The organism is Pantoea sp. 1B4, assembly GCF_016925765.1.
GTDB classification, from domain to species: Bacteria; Pseudomonadota; Gammaproteobacteria; order Enterobacterales; family Enterobacteriaceae; genus Pantoea; species Pantoea agglomerans.
The window spans coordinates 808,076-825,835 of the sequence record NZ_JAEUWZ010000001.1 but is presented as its reverse complement, the minus strand read 5'-3'; the positions used below and the strand labels follow the sequence as shown (position 1 = coordinate 825,835).

The window sequence follows — 17,760 nt, the reverse complement described above, 5'->3', positions numbered from 1 at the left end:
GCTTCAGGCTTACAATTTTTCTATTTCACAAAACTTTCACCTGCGCATTAGCCGTATGTTTTATGCGGGGTCTTTATTTTTTTCACTGGTGGAGAATGCTTTGAGCAGAAAAATCACTCTTAACAGTTTTCTGATATTTGAACCGGATAAAAAAAGAATTACCGGCAGGGGCAACCCGGCGGTTATCAGCGCATCCGCATCACTGTGTCTGGAACTTCTCATTGATAATGTAGGGCAACTTGTCACACATCAACAGTTCTATGACTATGTATGGCGTCGGTTTGGTACGGAACCGGCCTCAACGACTCTTTATCAGAATATCTCGGCGCTGAGACGCGCGCTGAATAAAGCCGGTCTTCAGGAAGATATCATCCGGACCATGCCGCGGAAGGGGTTTCTCCTTTCTCCACAGACAACCGTTGAGAGAGAAAGTCTTTTTTCCTTTACATCTGTCAGCACTGAGTCGGAAAGTGCCCACTCTCTCTCCGCCGGCGGCAATGAAATGCCAGAGCACAGCCTCCCTGATGAAAGAATGAGGAATACTCAGAATGAGCAAAAATCAGATTCTGAAAACAAGATTTCTTCATATTCACCCCTGACACAACATCCGTTTTTTTCAGCTTTTTTTTAAGTCAAAAAAAAATGATGATCGCAACCTTTATGCTTTTTTTGGCACTTTTTTTTTCGTCTTTTTTTATATTTCAGATCCGGACCGAATCATAATGACACTGTGTTTATTTACAGCACTAACTACAAAGGCTGCATAATCTTCAATAATGCGGATGGGTGGCTGAAAAAGGATGAGGTGAAGGAACAGGTTGATGAGATGAAATTAAATTGCAGTATAGCACCTTATATCTACCTTACCGCATTCAAACATGCAGACAGTCTTTCTTATTTTAACTGCGAGCATCCGTTGAATGGACATGTCAGAGCAAATTGCCGTTCGTATTACTTTGTGAAGAAACTGAATAATGATTAAAGTTATCCTCCTGATTATCTTGTGCATTGTCATCTATTCTTTCGCGCCATTCAGCAGGAACGGTGAAAACACCATTTCTTGTACAGCTGATGTGTCCTATCAATGGAAGCAGGACCGGATGGACTTACTTATTACGCAAACCCTTCTTGACGGAAAAGGCGTTCTTTCAATGTCTGGGATCTTATATGATAAAAATGAAACAAAATCTTATCTGAGTAAAACGATTTCATTTTCATACTTACAGAACCAATTTTTTTACTACTTCAGGTCTGAGCTGATCATGAACTCCCCTCAGATGACGATGAGCCTTTCCGATCAGAAGAAATGGTTACCCGACTTTTTTTACAGATAACAATATGCCGCTGGTACTCAAGATCAGGCCTTATGGTAAAGATGCCTGGATTTTTTATGCCGAAAACACACCGCTTTTCATCTGTGAGAGAAGCAATTAACGGCCAGGCTGACGGGTAACTACACGCGGACTCTGCATTCGACTGAAGCGGATCATAAAAACGTACCTCAGGGTGAGTGAACCGAATGTGCCTGGGTCACCACCCGGTTCCGGCCTTCATGCTTGGCCCTGTACAGAAGGTGGTCTGCCACAACCAGCGCTTTTTCTCTGTCATCGCCATCGTGAGCGAGCTCACAAACGCCTGCTGAAATCGTAATGTGCTTCACTGCGGGAAACTGCGCGTTTGCAATGTTTTCACGTATACGGTTTACAACCAATCCGGCTTCGGTCAGCGTTGTGTCTGGAAAAAAAATGACAAACTCTTCACCGCCAAACCGGCAGATGATGTCCTGAGTACGGCATCCTTTTTTTTAATAGATCTGATACGGCCACCAGTACCTCGTCCCCTGTATCGTGTCCGAACTGATCATTAACCTGTTTAAAGTGGTCGATATCAAACAGAGCCAGGCTGTGTGAACCCTGTCCCCCCGACAAAAGGTGCCGTGAGTTGATCGAAGCCCCGCCGGTTGTGTAATTTCGTCAGATGATCCGTCAGAGCATCATCGCGCAGTATAGAAAATGTTTTATCGATGGCTGCTGAATAAGCCTGAAATGCTTTTTTTAGCCTGTCAGCTTCTTTGTACCACGTTTTAATTCCGTCCATTTTTCCTGATAATCGCCCGATCGCGCCTGAGCTGGTCAGGCGGGCCAGATTTTCGAGTGGCTGTGAAATTCTGGCGGAGATGTAAAGACTCACAATGACCAACAGAAGCGCCAGCACCAGCCCGTAGAGGATCACATCACTTACGATGCGGTTGAGAATTGCGCTCGTCACGTCAGATGAAACGCAGACGAATACATGCCAGTTCGTTTTCACAACGTCCGAATAACCCAGCAGGCAACTCTGTTGATTAAACAGGGTTTTCACTGCGCCATATTTTTTCTGTTTCAGTTGCGCCGACAGATCCGCACTCAGGTTGATGCTTTTTCCGGTCAGAGCCTCATCCGCGGAGTAAACCACTTCACCGGTATCGGAAACAATGCTGACAGTCGTCTTATCAGCATAGAAGTGCTGGTTCAGAAGACGGCTCAGCATACTGCTCCTGGTCAGATAGATTGAGCCTGCCAGATACCCCAGATATTCGCCTGACGGCGAATAGACCGGGTTCGACAAAAAGACGAGATAGTTTCCCGTATAGGGGGTGAGTGGGTCAGAAACAAAAGGGCCTTTTTTTTACGGCCTCCAGCTGCCCGGACGCCACACTCAGCGACGTACCGGATGGAATGAAATTTAAGGGAGAAGCGGCCACGACCCGCCCCTCGGGCGACAGGGCCAGCACGGAACTGAACATGTCTGACTGCAGACGTAGCCTGTCGGTTTCATGCTGCAGAACCTGCAAATCCCTGTAGCTGGTTATCTGTGCGGCGCTGAAAGCCAGTTCCTTCTGGGCCGTCCGGAACATGTTATCGGCAGTGTTGGCCAGTTTACGTGCATATGCCGTGCTGGATTCAAGGAGACGTTGTTCTGCCTGGTTCCTCAGCACAAAGCCGGTCACTGTGGAAAGCAGAATTGCTGTAAGGAGTATGCAGCACACAGAGTGCAGGCACAGCAGACTCTTTAGTGAGGGCTTGTTGAACATGGTTTGTCCCTGAATGACTTGTTATTTGTGTTGCCGAATTAATGCTGGCACGGACAGTTAACAAGATAGGGGCGGTCAGGCAATTAGTAAATCAGCATTATTGTTGATACGAATAGAGCCTGAGACGCATTTGCAGGCGTCAATCCAGCGAAATAAAGCGCGGATTGACTGTCATAAGCGCCACATCGATATCGATCACTACAGATGGACGGCCGGTTACGCCCGTCTGCGCGCCTGAACGATAGTCCCGCTAACGCCCGATGACCATTACTTTCACTCCCCTGCGCCAGTGGCCAGGCTCGCGGCCAGAATTCCCCTCCGGGCGCTGACGAACGCCTTCAGACAAAACCCGATCAGGGAGGCCAAAAAAACAGCCCCAGCCGCAGCATTATCTGCAGCCGGGCTTCAACAGTCTCACTCCAGCCAGCATGGAAAACATCCTTAGCGGACTTTACGAACCAGCTTATAGCCCAGCAGCAGCACCACTATCCACACCATACCGACATAGAGGGAAATGCGGGTATCGGGGAAATAACCAATCAGACCGATAATAAAGCAGAGGAAGGCTACGCCGACGCCAGCAGTCCAGCTGCCGCCTGGCAGCGCAAACTGCAGCTTACTGGCAGCCTCTTTGCCAATTTTGCGACGGAACGCGATCTGCGACAGCAGAATCATGATCCAGACCCACACTGTTGCAAAGGTCGCCAGCGAGGCGATCACCAGGAAGACTTTTTCCGGCATCAGGTAGTTGAGATAAACCGCAATCAGCATGGCGAACATCATCACCACCACCGTCACCCACGGAATCCCGCGCGAAGAGACCTTCATAAAGACCTTCGGCGCATGTCCCTGCTGCGCCATCCCGTGCAGCATGCGGCCCACGCCAAACACATCGCTGTTAATCGCCGAGAGTGACGCGGTCAGCACCACGAAATTGAGGATAGAGGCGGCCGCCGCAATGCCCAGATGCTGGAAGGTCAGCACAAACGGGCTGCCCGAGGTGCCCACCTGATTCCACGGGTAGATCGACATAATCACAAACAGCGTGCCGACGTAGAACACCAGAATGCGCCACGGCACCGAGTTGATGGCGCGCGGAATCGACTTCTCCGGATCTTTCGCTTCACCGGCGGTGATACCGATGATTTCGATGCCACCATAGGCAAACATCACCATCTGCAGCGACAGCAGCATACCGACTACGCCGTGCGCAAAGAAGCCGCCGTTAGTCCAGAGATTGTGGATGCCGGTCGGCTGGCCGCCGTTGCCGAGCCCCCCAGATGATCATGCCGAAACCGGCCAGAATCATCACGATAATGGTGGCGACTTTGAAGAAGGAGAACCAGAACTCCACTTCGCCGAACACCTTCACGCTCATCAGATTGACGGCACCGATGATCAGCACCACGCTCAGCACCCAAATCCAGTGAGGCACCTCAGGGAACCAGACGCCCATATAGATGCCGAACGCGGTGACATCCGCAATCGCCACGATCAGGATTTCAAAACAGTACGTCCAGCCGGTGATGTAGCCTGCCATCGGCCCAAGATAGTCCTGCGCGTAACGTGAGAAGGAGCTGGCCTGAGGATTGTTAACGGACATCTCACCCAGTGCGCGCATGATGATGTAAGCCACTGCCCCGCCGATGATATAGGCGAGCAGCACGCTCGGTCCGGCCATTTTTATCGCGTCAGCGGAACCGTAGAACAGCCCGGTGCCAATCGCCGATCCCAGCGCCATAAAGCGGATGTGGCGCGTGCTCAGTCCGCGTTTGAGCTTGTTGGTTTCTTGCATAACAACCTGTACCTGTGAAATGAAAAAACCACGGGCAGGCCCGTGGTTAAAGAAAAATCAGTGCTCTCTGCTACGAGTGAACGGTCACCTGTTCCGGCCCTTTCACCCGATCAACAACAGCGGCAATCAGCAGCATCACCAGCGACGGCGGCAACCAGGCGAGACCCTGATCGGCCAGCGGCAGATTCTGACTGAAAGCGGGCAGCAAATCTTTAAACCCGGTGGTTTTAATCGCATCAACAATACCGAACAGCAAGCTGATTAACATGGCTGGCGCGATAATCCGGCTGCTCTTATTCCACCAGTTGAGGGTGAAACTCAGCACCACCAGCACGATACAGGGCGGATAAATTGCCGTCAGTACCGGGATGGAGATCTGAATCAGGTGGCTCAGGCCGAGATTCGACACCACCATGGAGAACAGACCCAGAATAAACACCAGCGTTTTATACGATAACGGCAGGTATTGCGCAAAAAATTCCGCACAGGCACAGGTCAGGCCTACGGCGGTCACCATACAGGCGACGAAGATCAGCGCAGCAAGGAAGAAGCTGCCCATGTTGCCAAAGGTGTGCTGAACATACGCGTGCAGAATCGCTGCGCCGTTAGCGTTTTGATCCACCAGCGCACCGCTGCCCGCACCCAGCTTAAACAGGCAGAGGTAGACCAGCGTCAGGCCCAGACCGGCGATTAACCCTGCCAGCACGGTATAACGGGTCAGCAGCGCGGCATTATCGACGCCACGCGAACGGGCGGCGTTGACAATTACGATACCAAATACCAGCGCGCCCAGCGTATCCATGGTCAGATAGCCATTGACGAAACCGCTGGAGAAGGCCGCACGCTGATAATCAGCGGTAGCCGGAACCGTGCCGCCAGCAGGCCAAACCAGGGCAGCAACGCCCAGCACGGTCAGCGCAATAATTTTTAATGGCGCAAGGAAGTGCCCTACCGTGTCGAGTAGCTTGCCGGGATAGAGCGATACGCCAATCACCAGCGTGAAGTAAATCAGGCTATAGATAAACAGCGGCAGCGCGCCATCACCGGTCAGCGGGGCAATACCCATCTCAAACGAGACCGTTGCCGTACGCGGTGTGGCAAACAGCGGCCCGACAGCCAGATAGCAAACGGTGGCCAGCACGATGCCAGCGACCTTGCCAATCGGGGTGCTGAGCGCATCCACGCCGCCGCCGACGCGAGCCAGCGCGATCACGGTCATCACGGGCAGACCGACTGCGGTAATCAGAAAACCAATCGCGGCAGTCCAGACGTGTTCGCCAGACTGAATACCGACCATGGGCGGGAAAATGATGTTGCCCGCGCCAACAAACAGGGCGAATGTCATAAAGCCCAGCGCGAGAATGTCCTTCGAAGTTAAACGATGTGTCATACGGCCTGTCACTGATGTTGCGGTGGAAGTTGGGTTAGTGTTGTCCCCTCGCTGCGTGTAAACCACGACCAGGCTGACAATGTCAGCGCATTATGCTCGTCGCAGGGTAAAGCGCAGGTGATTTAAGCTGCTTTTATTCTGTTCACAGAGGGATGGATCGACAACGGCGCTAAGTAAAACGTTTATAGCGGTGAAAGGCAATACGGGATCGGAAAACCAGAAGGTTATGCCGCCATTTTTTCAAAAGGCAGTGGATAGCGTTAATTTTTGCAGCAGGCACACAAGATGATGTGCCTAAATAATAGACAGAGCGCGAGAAATCCCCGCATAAACGGGCCTGAAGATACACAAAAGGCGCGTTTTACGCGCCTGTCTGCACAACGTTACAGCACTACCAGACCTGATTTGCGATATCGACCACTAAGCGAATCTTCTGCCACTGCTGCGCCTCGGTCAGGCTGTTGCCCTCTTCGGTTGAGGCAAAACCACACTGCGGACTGAGGCAGATCTGATCCAGACTGACATACTGCGCCGCCTCTTCCAGCCGGGTTTTCACCTGCTCCGGATCTTCCAGTTCTCCCACTTTGGTCGTAATCAGACCCAGCACCACCTGCTGATGACCTGGCTTAATGTAACGCAGTGGTTCAAAACCGCCGGAACGGGCGTTATCATACTCCAGGAAGAAGGCATCCACGTTGACGCTGCCGAACAGGATTTCTGCGACCGGCCCATAGCCGCCTTCAGAGATCCAGGTTGAGCGGAAGTTGCCGCGACAGACATGCAGACCCACGGTCAGATCGGCAGGTTTACCTTCCAGCGCTTTATTCAACACCTGAGCATAAGTCTGTGCCAGCTGGTCAGGATCGTCGCCACGCGCACGGATATCACGCTTCTGATCTTCAGAACAGAGGTAAGCCCAGACGGTATCATCCAGTTGCAGATAGCGGCAGCCCGCGTCATAAAACGCCTGAATAGCCGCTTTGTAGGTCTGCGCCAGATCGTCGAAGTAGTCTGCCAGATCGGGATAGACTTCCGCGTCGATCACCTTACGGCCACCACGGAAGTGCAGCACGCTGGGGCTGGGAATGGTCATCTTCGGCACCGCATCACCGGCAATACTCTGCAGGAAGCGGAAATGCGCCAGCATCGGATGATCCGCCGGGAAACCGAGTTTGCTCACCACTTTCACGCCATGCGCTTTGGTCTGCACGCCATTAAACTGAATGCCCTGCTCCGCTTCATAGCGCTCTACGCCATTCAGGCCATAGAAAAAGTCGAAGTGCCACCAGCCGCGACGAAACTCGCCATCAGTGACCACTTTCAGGCCATTTTCCCGCTGTTTCGCCACCACATCGCGAATCGCCTCATCTTCAACCTGGCGCAGGGCCGCCGCATCAATCTCTCCGGCTGCAAACTGTTCGCGCGCCTGCTTAATGGCGGTGGGACGCAGAAAGCTGCCAACGGTATCGGCACGGAACGGGGCGGTTTCTCTTTGCATGATCACTCCTGTCTCCCCTGCCGATAATGACGGCAGGAAATAGTTGCATCCTGATATAAATAGCCATCTGGATGGCTACATGTCTGAGCACAGAGTGGCATGGGCGGCTTTCTTCTGCAACTGAAGAAAATTCAGTGATGATGAAAAAAATTCACGTCCGGGGGGTTAACGCAGCGCGGCGCGCGCCTGCGTCATCTGACTGTCAGAGAGCGGCAGATAGCCCGCTTCGCTGACCCGCCGCTGTCCCTGTGCTGAAAGCACCTGCTGCAGAAACGCGGCCACCAGCGGCGGCAAAGGTTTGCCGGGCGCTTTATTCACATAGAGATAGAGCGGGCGCGCCCAGGGATAGCGGCCACTGCGGATGGCATCGGCATCCGGGGTAATCGCCTGCCCCTGATCATTCATCACCGCCAGCATTTTTACTCCGCTGAGATGAAAGCCAAAACTGGCATAGCCGATGCTGCGTGAATTACCGGCCACCGCCTGCACCACTGCGGCCGAGCCGGGAAACTCCGCCACGTCGCTGCGAAAATCACCTTTGCACAGCGCCTGCTGCTTGAAGAAACCCCATGTGCCGGAGGCGGAGTTACGTCCATAGCGCTGAATCGGCCGTTTGCTCCACTGCGCGCCGGTTAAGCCGAGATCGCCCCAGCGCAGCGGCACGCTGTGTGCGCCACACAGACGGGTAATCGAGAAGATGGCATCGAGCTGTCGCGGTTCAATCTGCTGTAGCGGATTGCGCTGATTCACCACTACCACCAGCGCATCCATAGCCACCGGAACCGCCAGCGGCGGATAGCCGTAGCGCGCCTCAAAGGCCTGGCGTTCATCTGCCTGCATCGGGCGGCTCATCGGACCGAGTTGTGCTGCACCCGCCGCCAGCGCGGTCGGCGCAGTAGAAGAGCCGGAGGCCTGAACCTGGACATTGACGCCCGGCGCCTGGCGACTGAAATCTTCGCCCCACAGCGTCATCAGATAGCCCAGCGTATCGGATCCGACGCTGCTGAGATTGCCGGAGAGCGCGCCGGGCTGGGCCAGTGCCAGGCCCGGCAGCAGAGTAACGATCAACAAAAGAAGGATGCGCATCAGGGAGATCCGGCAGCGATTAATGAACGGCATTCTCCTGCATCACGCTGCTGACAATCAACCTCGCTGGCAGCGTAAAGGTAAAACAGGTCTCCTTGTGCGGCACGCTGGTGATATCGAGCCGGGCGTTATGGTGGCTCAGAGCATGTTTCACTATCGCCAGCCCCAGCCCGCTGCCGCCGGTCGCACGCGAACGCGCTTTATCGACCCGGTAGAAACGCTCGGTAAGACGCGGAATATGTTCTGAGGCGATGCCCGGCCCGTTGTCGCACACCCGGAAGATAGCCCCCCTGTTTGCCGCGCAGCCAGCTGATATCAATTCGCGTGCCATCCGGTGTGTGGTTTACCGCGTTGTAAACCAGATTGGAGATGGCGCTGCGCAGCTGTTCATCGTTGCCGAACACTTTCAGATGGGGATCGGTATGGAAGTGGATGTCGTGACGGCCGCCACTCAGCGTTGCCGCCTCATGCTGCAGCAGTTTCAGCATCACCGGCACATCGACCTTCTCTTTCAGATCGATTGCGGGCGCGGCTTCAATGCGCGATAGCGTCAGCAGCTGTTTGACCAGGCTGTCCATGCGGCGCGTCTGCTCCGACATGGTGTGCAGCGCTTTGCTGCGCGAAGGCTCGCTCATCACCGAGTCGTTCATCATCTCCAGATAGCCCTGCAGCACCGTGAGCGGTGTGCGCAATTCATGGCTGACGTTGGCAAAGAAGTTGCGGCGCGCCCCTTCCAGCTGATGCATCTGCGTGACATCACGCGCCACCAGCAGCCACTGCCCTTCGCTGTAGGGCATGACGCGGAACTCCATATGAAGTTTGTTGTTCAGAACCAGCGTCAGCGGCTTGTCGAAATCGCGCTGGCGAAGATAGCGCGAGAACTCCGGATAACGGAGCAGATTGAGGATATTCTGGCCATTATCTTCCGGCCAGCGCAGACCCAGGTGCTGCTGCGCCAGGCCGTTACACCAGAAAATGGTGCCCTCTTCGGTGGTCAGGATCACCGCATCCGGCAGCGACTCGGCACCGCTGCGGAAACGCTTAATCAGATTGCCCAGTTCACGCCGCCGCCGCCGGTTGCGGAGCTGCATCTGGTAAAGACCATAAAACAGCGGTTCCCAGCTGGCACGCCCGGCCGGTGGCGTCATGGTGCGGTCCAGCCACAGCCAGTGCGACAGCCGCATCAGATTGTGAAAATGCCACAACAACACCGTCAGCACGCTCAGCAGCAGCCACCAGGGCAGACCGCCGAACAGCAGGCCCAGCAGCACTGCGGGCAGACAGACCAGCAGCAGTTCTGTCAGTAATCTCTTCCAGGAGAGGCGTTCCAGCACGGTTAAGGCTCCGTTTAGTAGCGGGCAGAGAAACGATACCCTGTTCCGCGAACGGTTTGTACCATGCGATCGTGGCCGGACACTTCCAGCGCTTTACGTAAACGGCGGATGTGAACATCGACAGTACGATCTTCCACATACACATTGGTGCCCCAGACGTGGTTCAGCAGCTGTTCGCGGCTGTAAACGCGTTCCGGGTGGGTCATAAAGAAGTGCAGCAGCTTATATTCGGTGGGACCCATCTCCAGCGGCGTGGTTTCGGACATCACGCGATGTGAGGAGGGATCCAGACTCAGCCCCTGCATCTCAATCACCTCTTCCACGGCCATCGGCGAAATACGGCGCATCACCGCTTTGATCCTCGCCATCAGCTCTTTAGGTGAAAAGGGCTTGGTAATGTAATCATCGGCACCCACTTCCAGGCCGCGCACCCGATCCTCCTCTTCGCCGCGCGCGGTGAGCATCATCACCGGGATATCGCGTGTCATCGCCTCGCGTTTCAGATGTTTGATAAACTGAATACCGCTGCCACCGGGTAACATCCAGTCCAGCAAAATCAGATCGGGCCAGGGTTCAATCAGCTTGCCAACGGCGCTGTCATAATCTTCCGCCTCGATTGGCTGATAGTCGTTCTGCTCCAGAACAAAACACAACATTTCACGGATGGGGGCTTCATCCTCCACAACCAAAATGCGCTTAGCCATTATTACTCCTGCTGATTATGACGGATGTCACTGAGATTCGCGGCGCCATTATGCGTCAGATTTGTGACACTTTTATGAAAAACATAACCTGCCTGTAACCTCACTGGTAATCATTTATGACAGCGCAGCGACAATTTTTTGCTTTGGCCGCAGAGCCAGTATAATCGCCGGGCGAATCACAACGGCAGGGACTCATCATGCGCATCATTCATACTGCGGACTGGCATCTGGGGCAGTTCTTCTACAACAAAAGTCGGGCAGCCGAACATCAGGCATTTCTCGACTGGCTGTTGATCCAGATTGAACAGCATCAGGTGGATGCGTTGATCATCGCAGGCGATCTGTTTGATACCGGTACACCGCCCAGCTACGCCCGCGAGATGTTCAACCGCTTTGTGGTGGCGCTGCAGCCCAGCGGCTGTCAGCTGATTGTGCTGGCGGGCAACCACGATTCCGTTGCCACGCTGAATGAGTCGCGTGAGCTGCTCGCCTGCCTCAATACCCGGGTGATCGCCACCCCGCAGGAGAAGGATGATGTGCTGCTGCTCAACACCCGCCAGGGCGAGCCAGGCGCGCTGCTGTGTGCGATTCCCTATCTGCGGCCGCGCGATATCCTGCGCAGCCGGGCAGGTCAGTCGGGACGCGACAAGCAGACCTCGCTGCTGGAAGCGATCGCCCACCACTATCAGCAGCGATTCACCGCCGCCCAGGCGCTGGGCCATGCACTGCCGATTATCGCCACCGGCCATCTCACCACCGTCGGCGTCAGCCAGAGCGATTCAGTGCGCGACATCTATATCGGGACGCTGGATGCCTTCCCGGCCAGCGCGTTTCCCGCGGCTGACTATATCGCACTGGGGCATATTCATCGCGCTCAGCGCGTCGCGGGCAGCGAGCATATCCGCTACAGCGGCTCGCCGATTCCGCTGAGTTTTGACGAGCTGGGCACAGAAAAAAGCGTCTTCCTGCTGGAACTCACCACCAGCGGCCTGCAATCGGTCACGCCGCTGGTGGTGCCACAGGCGCAGCCGATGCAGGTGCTGAAAGGATCGCTGGCGCAGATTGCAGAACAGTTAAATGCCTTCAGCACGGCAGAGCAGGAGAAGCCGACCTGGCTCGACATCGAAGTCACCACCCAGGAGTACCTCAGCGATCTGCAGCGTCAGGTAGAAACCCTGACCGCCACGCTGCCGGTCGAAGTCCTGTTGCTCCGCCGCAGCCGTGAACAGCGGCAACAGAGCCTGGCGCGGCTCGACAACGAAACCCTGAGTGAGCTGAAGGTGGAGGAGGTCTTTGCCCGCCGGCTGGCGCTGGATGAGGAGCTGCAACCAGAGCAAATCGCCGAGATGACCACCCTGTTCCGCCAGACGCTGGCCGCCATGGAAGAGACCCAATGAAGATCCTCACGCTACGGTTCAAAAACCTCAATGCCCTTCGCGGTGAATGGTTCATCGACTTCCGCGCCGAACCTTTCGCCAGCAACGGCCTGTTCGCCATTACCGGTGCCACCGGCGCCGGTAAAACCACCCTGCTGGACGCCATCTGCCTGGCGCTCTATCACCAGACACCGCGCCTGGGCGCGATTTCACAGAGCCAGAATGCGCTGATGACCCGCGACTGTGCCGAATGTCTGGCCGAGGTGGAGTTTGAGATTAAAGGAGATGCCTGGCGCGCCTTCTGGAGCCAGAACCGCGCGCGCGGCACTGCTGACGGCAAACTTCAGGCGCCGCGCGTTGAGCTGGCACGCTGCGCTGACAACACTATTGTTGCCGATAAAGTCGGTGACAAGCTGAAGCTGATCGAAACCCTCTCCGGGCTCGATTTCGAAAGGTTTACCCGCTCGATGATGCTGTCACAAGGCCAGTTCGCCGCCTTTCTCAACGCGAAAGCCAGTGAGCGCGCGGAACTGCTTGAGGAGCTGACCGGCACCGAAATTTACGGTCTGATTTCCGCCGCCATCTACGAGCGCCACAAAGAGGCAAAAACCCAGCTGGATCTGCTGCGCAGCCAGGCGGGAGCGATGGCGCTGCTGGATAGCGACGCACGTGCCGCGCTGCAACAGCAGCTCACCGATCTGACCGATGCGGAACAGCAGCTCAGCGCGCACTATCAGCAGGCGCAGCAACAGCAGCAGTGGCAACAGCAGGCGCAGCAGTTACAGCAGGAAAATGCGCAGGCTGACGTCGCGCTGCAGCAGGCCCGGGCCGCATCCCAGGCGGCAGAGGCCGATCGTCATCGTCTTGCACGCAGCGAACCGGCTGAAAAGCTGCGGGTAAAACTGCAGCAGCGCGACGCGCTACGCACCGAAAAGCAGCAGGTCGTGAGCCGCTGTCAGCAACTCACGTCGGCACAGCTGCAGGCGCAGACCCAACAGCAGCAGCATCAGCAGCACTACGCGACGACCCAGAGTGCCCGCCAGCAGGCGCTGCAGGAACAGCAGCAGCAGGAAAGTCTGCTGACAGAACAGGTGCTGCCGCTGGATCAGCGGATCAGCGCACTGCAGCAGCAGCTTGCGGAGCAGCAGCAGGAAAACGCCCGACAGCAGCAGCATGCTGATCAGACACAGGCCAGCCTGGCAGAGCAGAAGCGCCAGGTTGAGACATGGCAGCAGGCGATTGCCGAACAGCATCAGTTACGCCAGCAGCTTGCCGATCTCGCCCAATGGGGCGCTTCGCTGCCGGTGTGGCAGGAGAACTTTGCCCTGCTGGCGCAGCGTGAAGCGACCCTGGCCGGACTGGCGCAACAGCGCGAGCAGCAGCAGCGACAGATCGCTGCCCAGCAGGCGGAACAGCAGCAGCAGGCAGAACAGGCGCTCCCGCGCCAGCAGGCGGAGCAACAGGCCCGCCAGGCGCTCTCGCAGGCGGAGCAAGTACTAACTTCGCTACAGGACCAGCATCCGCCTGCCGCACTGCGTCAGGCATTAAGCCAGTTGCAGAACAGCCGTCCGGCGCGTCAGCAACTGCTGCTGCTTTCAACCCAGTGGCAGCCGCTGCACCAGCAGCTGGGCCAGCGCCAGCAGCGGCTTATCGCGCTCGCAAAAGCGCATCAGCAGAGTGAAGCGGAACTCCAGGCCCTGCGCGAGACGTGGAAACGCGAAAAACAGCAGCTGGATGATGTCGAAAAAATCTGCGCGCTGGAGCAGCAGATTGTCGATCTCAGCGATTACCGCGCCCGGCTCGCCGCCGATCAGCCCTGTCCGCTGTGCGGCTCCTGCACGCATCCCGCCGTTGAGGCCTACAGCACGCTGGAAGTAAGTGCTAACCAGCAGCGCCGGGCTGCACTGCAACAACAAACCGAGGCATTGCGCGAAGCGGGCACGGCAAAAAGCGAACAGCTGAAACAGTCAGCCGTGCAGCAGCAGACCCTGCGCGATGAGATCGCGGAGATGCAGCAACAGCTCGATCGGCTTGAGCAGCAATGGCAGACGCTGAGCAGTGAGCTGGCACTTACCTTCCCGCTTGCCGATCGGGATGCCTTAACCGCGTGGGAGAAGCAGCAAAGCGAGCGTGAAAGCCAGCTTGAGCAACAGCGACAGGCGCAGGAAGCCGCCGGACAGGCGCGTCAGGCCGCAAAGGATTACCATCTTCAGCAGTCACAGGCCTGGCAGCAGCATTTGCAGGCAGAACAGCTGGCGCAGCAGTCGCTGTCCAGCCTGCAACAGGCGCTGGATGCGCAGCAACAGCGTCAGCAGCAGGAACAGCAGGCCATGGCGCAATTGCAGAGTCGTCTGGAGCAGCAGTTCAGTGCACACAACCTTGCCCTGCCCGACGCCGCCCATCGCGAGGCGTGGCTGACAGAACAGCAGCGGCGCTGGGAGCGCTGGCAGGAAAGTGAGCGGTTGCTCGCTAACCTGCAACCGCAGCTGTTAAAGGGGGAAACCCAGCTCACTGCCCTGCAACAGCAGGCAGAACTGGAGCAGCAGCAGCTCACCACTCATCAGCAGCAGCAAAACCAGCGCCAGACGCAGCTCAGCGAGATGCGCCGTGCCCGTCAGGCGCTGTTTGGCGACCGCGAGGTCACCCACGCCCGCCAGCAGATACAGGCTCGCGTTCAGCAGGCTGATGAACAACTGGCACAGCAGCTCACTGCCCTGCAACAGGCGCAGGCCGAGGTCAGTCGCCTGCAGGGTGAGCTTTCGGGGCTGGAAAATCAGCGGCAGACGCTCAATAGCAAACTGGCAGAGGCGGAAAGCGCGCTGCAGCAGGCACTGGAGAGCGCCGGATTCGCGGATGAAGCCAGCCTGCGCGCGGCGCTGCTGGATGAGCAGACCGCATTGCAACTGCGTCAGCAGTTGCAGCAGCTCGATCAGCAATGCCAGCAGCAGCAGGCGCGACTGGCAGATCTGCGTCAGCGGCTCAGTCTCCATCAGCAGGCGAAACCCGCTGCGATGCCGGAATCCGCCGAAGCGCTGGCGCAACAGCTGGAGCAGTTACGGCTGGCACTGCGCGACAACGCCAGCCAGCAGGGTCAGATTCAGCAGCAGCTGCACAGCGATGCCAGCCTTCGTGTGCGCCAGCAGAACCTGATGACACAGATTGAACAGGATGGTGTGACGCTGGCGCAGTGGAGCCTGCTCAACGATCTGATTGGCTCCGCCAGCGGCGATAAATTCCGGCGCTTCGCCCAGGGCTTAACGCTGGATCACCTGGTGGCCCTGGCTAACCGTCAGCTCGATCGGCTGCATGGCCGCTATCTGCTGCAGCGACGGGCGCAGGATCTGCTGGAGCTGGATGTGGTCGATACCTGGCAAGCCGATGCGGCGCGCGATACCCGCACGCTGTCGGGTGGTGAGAGCTTCCTGGTGAGTCTGGCGCTGGCGCTGGCGTTGTCGGATCTGGTCAGCCACAAAACGCGCATCGAATCGCTGTTTCTGGATGAGGGATTTGGCACGCTGGATGCGCAGACGCTCGACACCGCGCTGGACGCACTCGATGCACTCAACGCCAGCGGCAAAACCATTGGGGTCATCAGTCACGTGGAAGCGATGAAGGAGCGTATTCCGGTACAGATTAAAGTACGCAAGATGAATGGGCTGGGTTACAGCCAGCTGGAACTGCCGCAGGGATAACGGGCGCCGCAGCGCCCGTTTACGTGCAATCAGCGGGCGCTGACGAGCTTGTAGCGAGGGCCGGTGAGTAACCCGCCCTGCTCGTTCTGTGCCAGCAGACGATTGCTGGTCAGTCCGGCCACGGTGTGCGCTTTATCAGTCACGTTGCTGGCAATCTGTTTGATCGCCGCACTGACCAGCATGCCGACCAGTCCACCGTTGTTGTTGTTGCCATCTTCACTGTCGCTGGCACTGGCCTTACCCTGCCAGATCTCTTTGCCGCTGCGCAGATCCACCAGCCGTGCTTTGGCGGTCACGATCGTCACGCTGTCAATGACCCGATAGCTGCTGCCATATTCGCTGATCGAGATATAGAGCGCGCTGTCGGCGTGGAAAATCTCATTCAGACGCTTCGCGCTGACGGCCTGGGCGTCACTGGCGCTGGTCAGGCCATTCTGCTGAAAGGTCTCTTCAACCACTGCCACCGGAAAGACGTAGTAACCGGCTTCGGCCAGCGGGCGCGTCACCAGTGAGGTCAGACTGTGAGCGGCATTGATATCCGGCGAGGTGTTATCGGCCGGCAGCACCAGAATCGAGGCGGGCTTGCTGGCACGGAACGCACTGTAGTCATACGTTTTTTTCGTCGCACAACCGGTCAGCAGCAGCATCATCAGCACGCCGCCGAGGGCAATCAGTTTTTTCACCGTACCACTCCTTGTTTTTTACTCATCAGAAAATCCATGTAAGGTGCCGATTCGGGAAACAGCTGCTTCTCGGTGGCAAACTGACCAAAGGCTTTATTGGTATCGCCGGTTTTGGCATAGAGCAAACCAAGCTGGGCGTGCAGGCCAGGCGCAACCGGCTGGTTAACGGCACGGGCTTTTTCAATGTCCAGATTCAGCGCATCGATCTGCTTCAGCGGATCGCTGCCCGGCTGATAGTAACTGTAAACCTGCTGCTGATAATCGCCCCAGTAATAGATCGTTTTCGGCGCTTTTGGCGCACAGCCTGCCAGCAACGCCGCTGCAATCAGCAGGCTGCTCAGTGTCATCACCTTCATTTACTGCTTCCTTATTTAGCCGGACGCCATGCGCCGTTGTTGATTCCATCCACTAAATGATCGACCGCTTCGCGAATCGCCAGATCCATCACTTTGCCGTTCAGCGTTGAGTCATAGCTGCTGGTGCCACCAAAGCCGATGACCTCACGTGCGGAGAGCTGATACTCGCCCGCGCCCTGGGTGCTGTAGACCACCTCTGAGGTAGTGACATCCACTACGTTCAGATTCACTTTGGCATAGGCGATCTGCGTTTTGCCGCGGCCCAGAATGCCCCACAGCTGCTGATCGCCCACTTCTTTGCGGCCAAACTCGGTGATATCACCGGTGATGATGAAGTTCGCGCCTTTGATATTCTGCTGGCTGCGTTTGAAGTCCGACTCCTGCTGCAGCTCTTTCAGGTTGCTGCGATCCAGCACGCTGAACCGGTTGGTCTGCTGCAGATGGGTAATCAGAATGGTTTTTGACTGATTGCCCAGCCGATCGACACCATCAGAGAAAATGCCGTTCATATAGGAGGAGCGGTTATCAAACTGACCCACCGCAATCGGGCTGCGCACGCCCTGATAAACCGGCTGGCTGGCCGCGCGAACCTGCGGGGCCTGAATAGCGCGGGAAGATTCGGTGGCGCAGCCGCTGATCAGCGAGGCCGTTAACAGGGAGAGTGCCGCAAAGGCATATTTTTTCTGCATTTCTAATCCATGAAGTGAAAGAGACGTAACCCGCGCCATGGCGGTAAATTCTGGTTCTGTCGACAGTCGGAGTAATGCCATAGC

The 17,760-nt window shown here is 56.5% G+C and carries 13 protein-coding genes and 3 pseudogenes; 3 read left to right on the top strand and 13 right to left on the bottom strand.

Annotated features, from left to right (window positions below; genetic code table 11):
* Window positions 1-100 precede the first annotated feature (100 nt).
* Window positions 101-631 (top strand): winged helix-turn-helix domain-containing protein, encoded by a 531-nt coding sequence (locus tag JNO11_RS03820; RefSeq protein WP_325176942.1) that lies wholly within the window; start codon window positions 101-103, stop codon window positions 629-631.
* Between the two features lie 870 nt (window positions 632-1,501).
* Here JNO11_RS03820 and JNO11_RS03815 read toward each other — a convergent pair.
* The 10 genes and pseudogenes from JNO11_RS03815 to phoB form a co-directional block, all read right to left on the bottom strand.
* Window positions 1,502-1,789: pseudogene (locus tag JNO11_RS03815) on the bottom strand (GGDEF domain-containing protein); the annotation flags it as partial.
* Window positions 1,758-1,928: a diguanylate cyclase gene (locus tag JNO11_RS03810; RefSeq protein WP_325176941.1), complete on the bottom strand. Its 171-nt coding sequence runs from the start codon at window positions 1,926-1,928 to the stop codon at window positions 1,758-1,760. The gene JNO11_RS03810 and the pseudogene JNO11_RS03815, both read right to left, overlap by 32 nt.
* The gene (locus JNO11_RS03805) at window positions 1,888-2,529 is read right to left on the bottom strand and encodes a hypothetical protein (protein WP_325176940.1); all 642 of its coding nucleotides are present in this window, start codon (window positions 2,527-2,529) and stop codon (window positions 1,888-1,890) included. Before JNO11_RS03805 ends, JNO11_RS03810 begins: the two co-directional genes overlap by 41 nt.
* 115 nt (window positions 2,530-2,644) lie before the next feature.
* On the bottom strand, window positions 2,645-3,073 hold the full coding sequence (locus JNO11_RS03800; RefSeq protein ID WP_325176939.1) for a hypothetical protein: 429 nt from the start codon (window positions 3,071-3,073) through the stop codon (window positions 2,645-2,647).
* Between the two features lie 441 nt (window positions 3,074-3,514).
* A pseudogene (gene proY, locus JNO11_RS03795) lies at window positions 3,515-4,868 on the bottom strand (proline-specific permease ProY).
* Window positions 4,869-4,938: 70 nt separating this feature from the next.
* The gene (brnQ, locus tag JNO11_RS03790; RefSeq protein ID WP_010255323.1) at window positions 4,939-6,258 is read right to left on the bottom strand and encodes a branched-chain amino acid transporter carrier protein BrnQ; all 1,320 of its coding nucleotides are present in this window, start codon (window positions 6,256-6,258) and stop codon (window positions 4,939-4,941) included.
* 391 nt (window positions 6,259-6,649) lie between these two features.
* Window positions 6,650-7,756, bottom strand: coding sequence for a cobalamin-independent methionine synthase II family protein (locus tag JNO11_RS03785; RefSeq protein WP_236351890.1), 1,107 nt, complete (start codon window positions 7,754-7,756; stop codon window positions 6,650-6,652).
* Window positions 7,757-7,921: 165 nt separating this feature from the next.
* A complete protein-coding gene (locus tag JNO11_RS03780; protein ID WP_031293116.1) occupies window positions 7,922-8,842 on the bottom strand; it encodes a PstS family phosphate ABC transporter substrate-binding protein in 921 nt (306 codons plus the stop codon).
* A 19-nt stretch (window positions 8,843-8,861) separates the two neighbouring features.
* Window positions 8,862-10,176: pseudogene (gene phoR, locus JNO11_RS03775) on the bottom strand (phosphate regulon sensor histidine kinase PhoR).
* Between the two features lie 14 nt (window positions 10,177-10,190).
* Complete coding sequence (gene phoB / locus JNO11_RS03770; RefSeq protein WP_003852491.1) at window positions 10,191-10,880, bottom strand: phosphate response regulator transcription factor PhoB; 690 nt, start codon at window positions 10,878-10,880, stop codon at window positions 10,191-10,193.
* 197 nt (window positions 10,881-11,077) lie between these two features.
* Between phoB and sbcD the strand changes: the two genes are divergently transcribed.
* Complete coding sequence (gene sbcD, locus JNO11_RS03765) at window positions 11,078-12,277, top strand: exonuclease subunit SbcD (RefSeq protein WP_010255305.1); 1,200 nt, start codon at window positions 11,078-11,080, stop codon at window positions 12,275-12,277.
* Window positions 12,274-15,948 (top strand): AAA family ATPase, encoded by a 3,675-nt coding sequence (locus JNO11_RS03760; RefSeq protein ID WP_325176938.1) that lies wholly within the window; start codon window positions 12,274-12,276, stop codon window positions 15,946-15,948. Before sbcD ends, JNO11_RS03760 begins: the two co-directional genes overlap by 4 nt.
* A gap of 29 nt (window positions 15,949-15,977) precedes the next feature.
* On the opposite strand, the gene JNO11_RS03755 is transcribed toward JNO11_RS03760, so the two are convergent.
* The 3 genes from JNO11_RS03755 to JNO11_RS03745 are packed head-to-tail and all read right to left on the bottom strand — an operon-like array spanning window position 15,978 to window position 17,676.
* Window positions 15,978-16,631: a DUF799 domain-containing protein gene (locus JNO11_RS03755; protein WP_325176937.1), complete on the bottom strand. Its 654-nt coding sequence runs from the start codon at window positions 16,629-16,631 to the stop codon at window positions 15,978-15,980.
* Window positions 16,628-16,987 (bottom strand): DUF4810 domain-containing protein, encoded by a 360-nt coding sequence (locus tag JNO11_RS03750; RefSeq protein ID WP_060679567.1) that lies wholly within the window; start codon window positions 16,985-16,987, stop codon window positions 16,628-16,630. Before JNO11_RS03750 ends, JNO11_RS03755 begins: the two co-directional genes overlap by 4 nt.
* Before the next feature lie 11 nt (window positions 16,988-16,998).
* The gene (locus JNO11_RS03745) at window positions 16,999-17,676 is read right to left on the bottom strand and encodes a CsgG/HfaB family protein (protein ID WP_033756751.1); all 678 of its coding nucleotides are present in this window, start codon (window positions 17,674-17,676) and stop codon (window positions 16,999-17,001) included.
* Window positions 17,677-17,760: the final 84 nt, after the last annotated feature.

What these genes read in the sequence shown, in the direction of transcription:
- JNO11_RS03805 (WP_325176940.1), bottom strand. Translation starts at nt 2,529, where the DNA reads ATGCTGAGCCGTCTTCTGAACCAGCACTTCTATGCTGATAAGACGACT.
- JNO11_RS03800 (WP_325176939.1), bottom strand. Translation starts at nt 3,073, where the DNA reads ATGTTCAACAAGCCCTCACTAAAGAGTCTGCTGTGCCTGCACTCTGTG.
- brnQ (WP_010255323.1), bottom strand. Translation starts at nt 6,258, where the DNA reads ATGACACATCGTTTAACTTCGAAGGACATTCTCGCGCTGGGCTTTATG.
- JNO11_RS03785 (WP_236351890.1), bottom strand. Translation starts at nt 7,756, where the DNA reads ATGCAAAGAGAAACCGCCCCGTTCCGTGCCGATACCGTTGGCAGCTTT.
- JNO11_RS03780 (WP_031293116.1), bottom strand. Translation starts at nt 8,842, where the DNA reads ATGCGCATCCTTCTTTTGTTGATCGTTACTCTGCTGCCGGGCCTGGCA.
- phoB (WP_003852491.1), bottom strand. Translation starts at nt 10,880, where the DNA reads ATGGCTAAGCGCATTTTGGTTGTGGAGGATGAAGCCCCCATCCGTGAA.
- sbcD (WP_010255305.1), top strand. Translation starts at nt 11,078, where the DNA reads ATGCGCATCATTCATACTGCGGACTGGCATCTGGGGCAGTTCTTCTAC.
- JNO11_RS03760 (WP_325176938.1), top strand. Translation starts at nt 12,274, where the DNA reads ATGAAGATCCTCACGCTACGGTTCAAAAACCTCAATGCCCTTCGCGGT.
- JNO11_RS03750 (WP_060679567.1), bottom strand. Translation starts at nt 16,987, where the DNA reads ATGAAGGTGATGACACTGAGCAGCCTGCTGATTGCAGCGGCGTTGCTG.
- JNO11_RS03745 (WP_033756751.1), bottom strand. Translation starts at nt 17,676, where the DNA reads ATGCAGAAAAAATATGCCTTTGCGGCACTCTCCCTGTTAACGGCCTCG.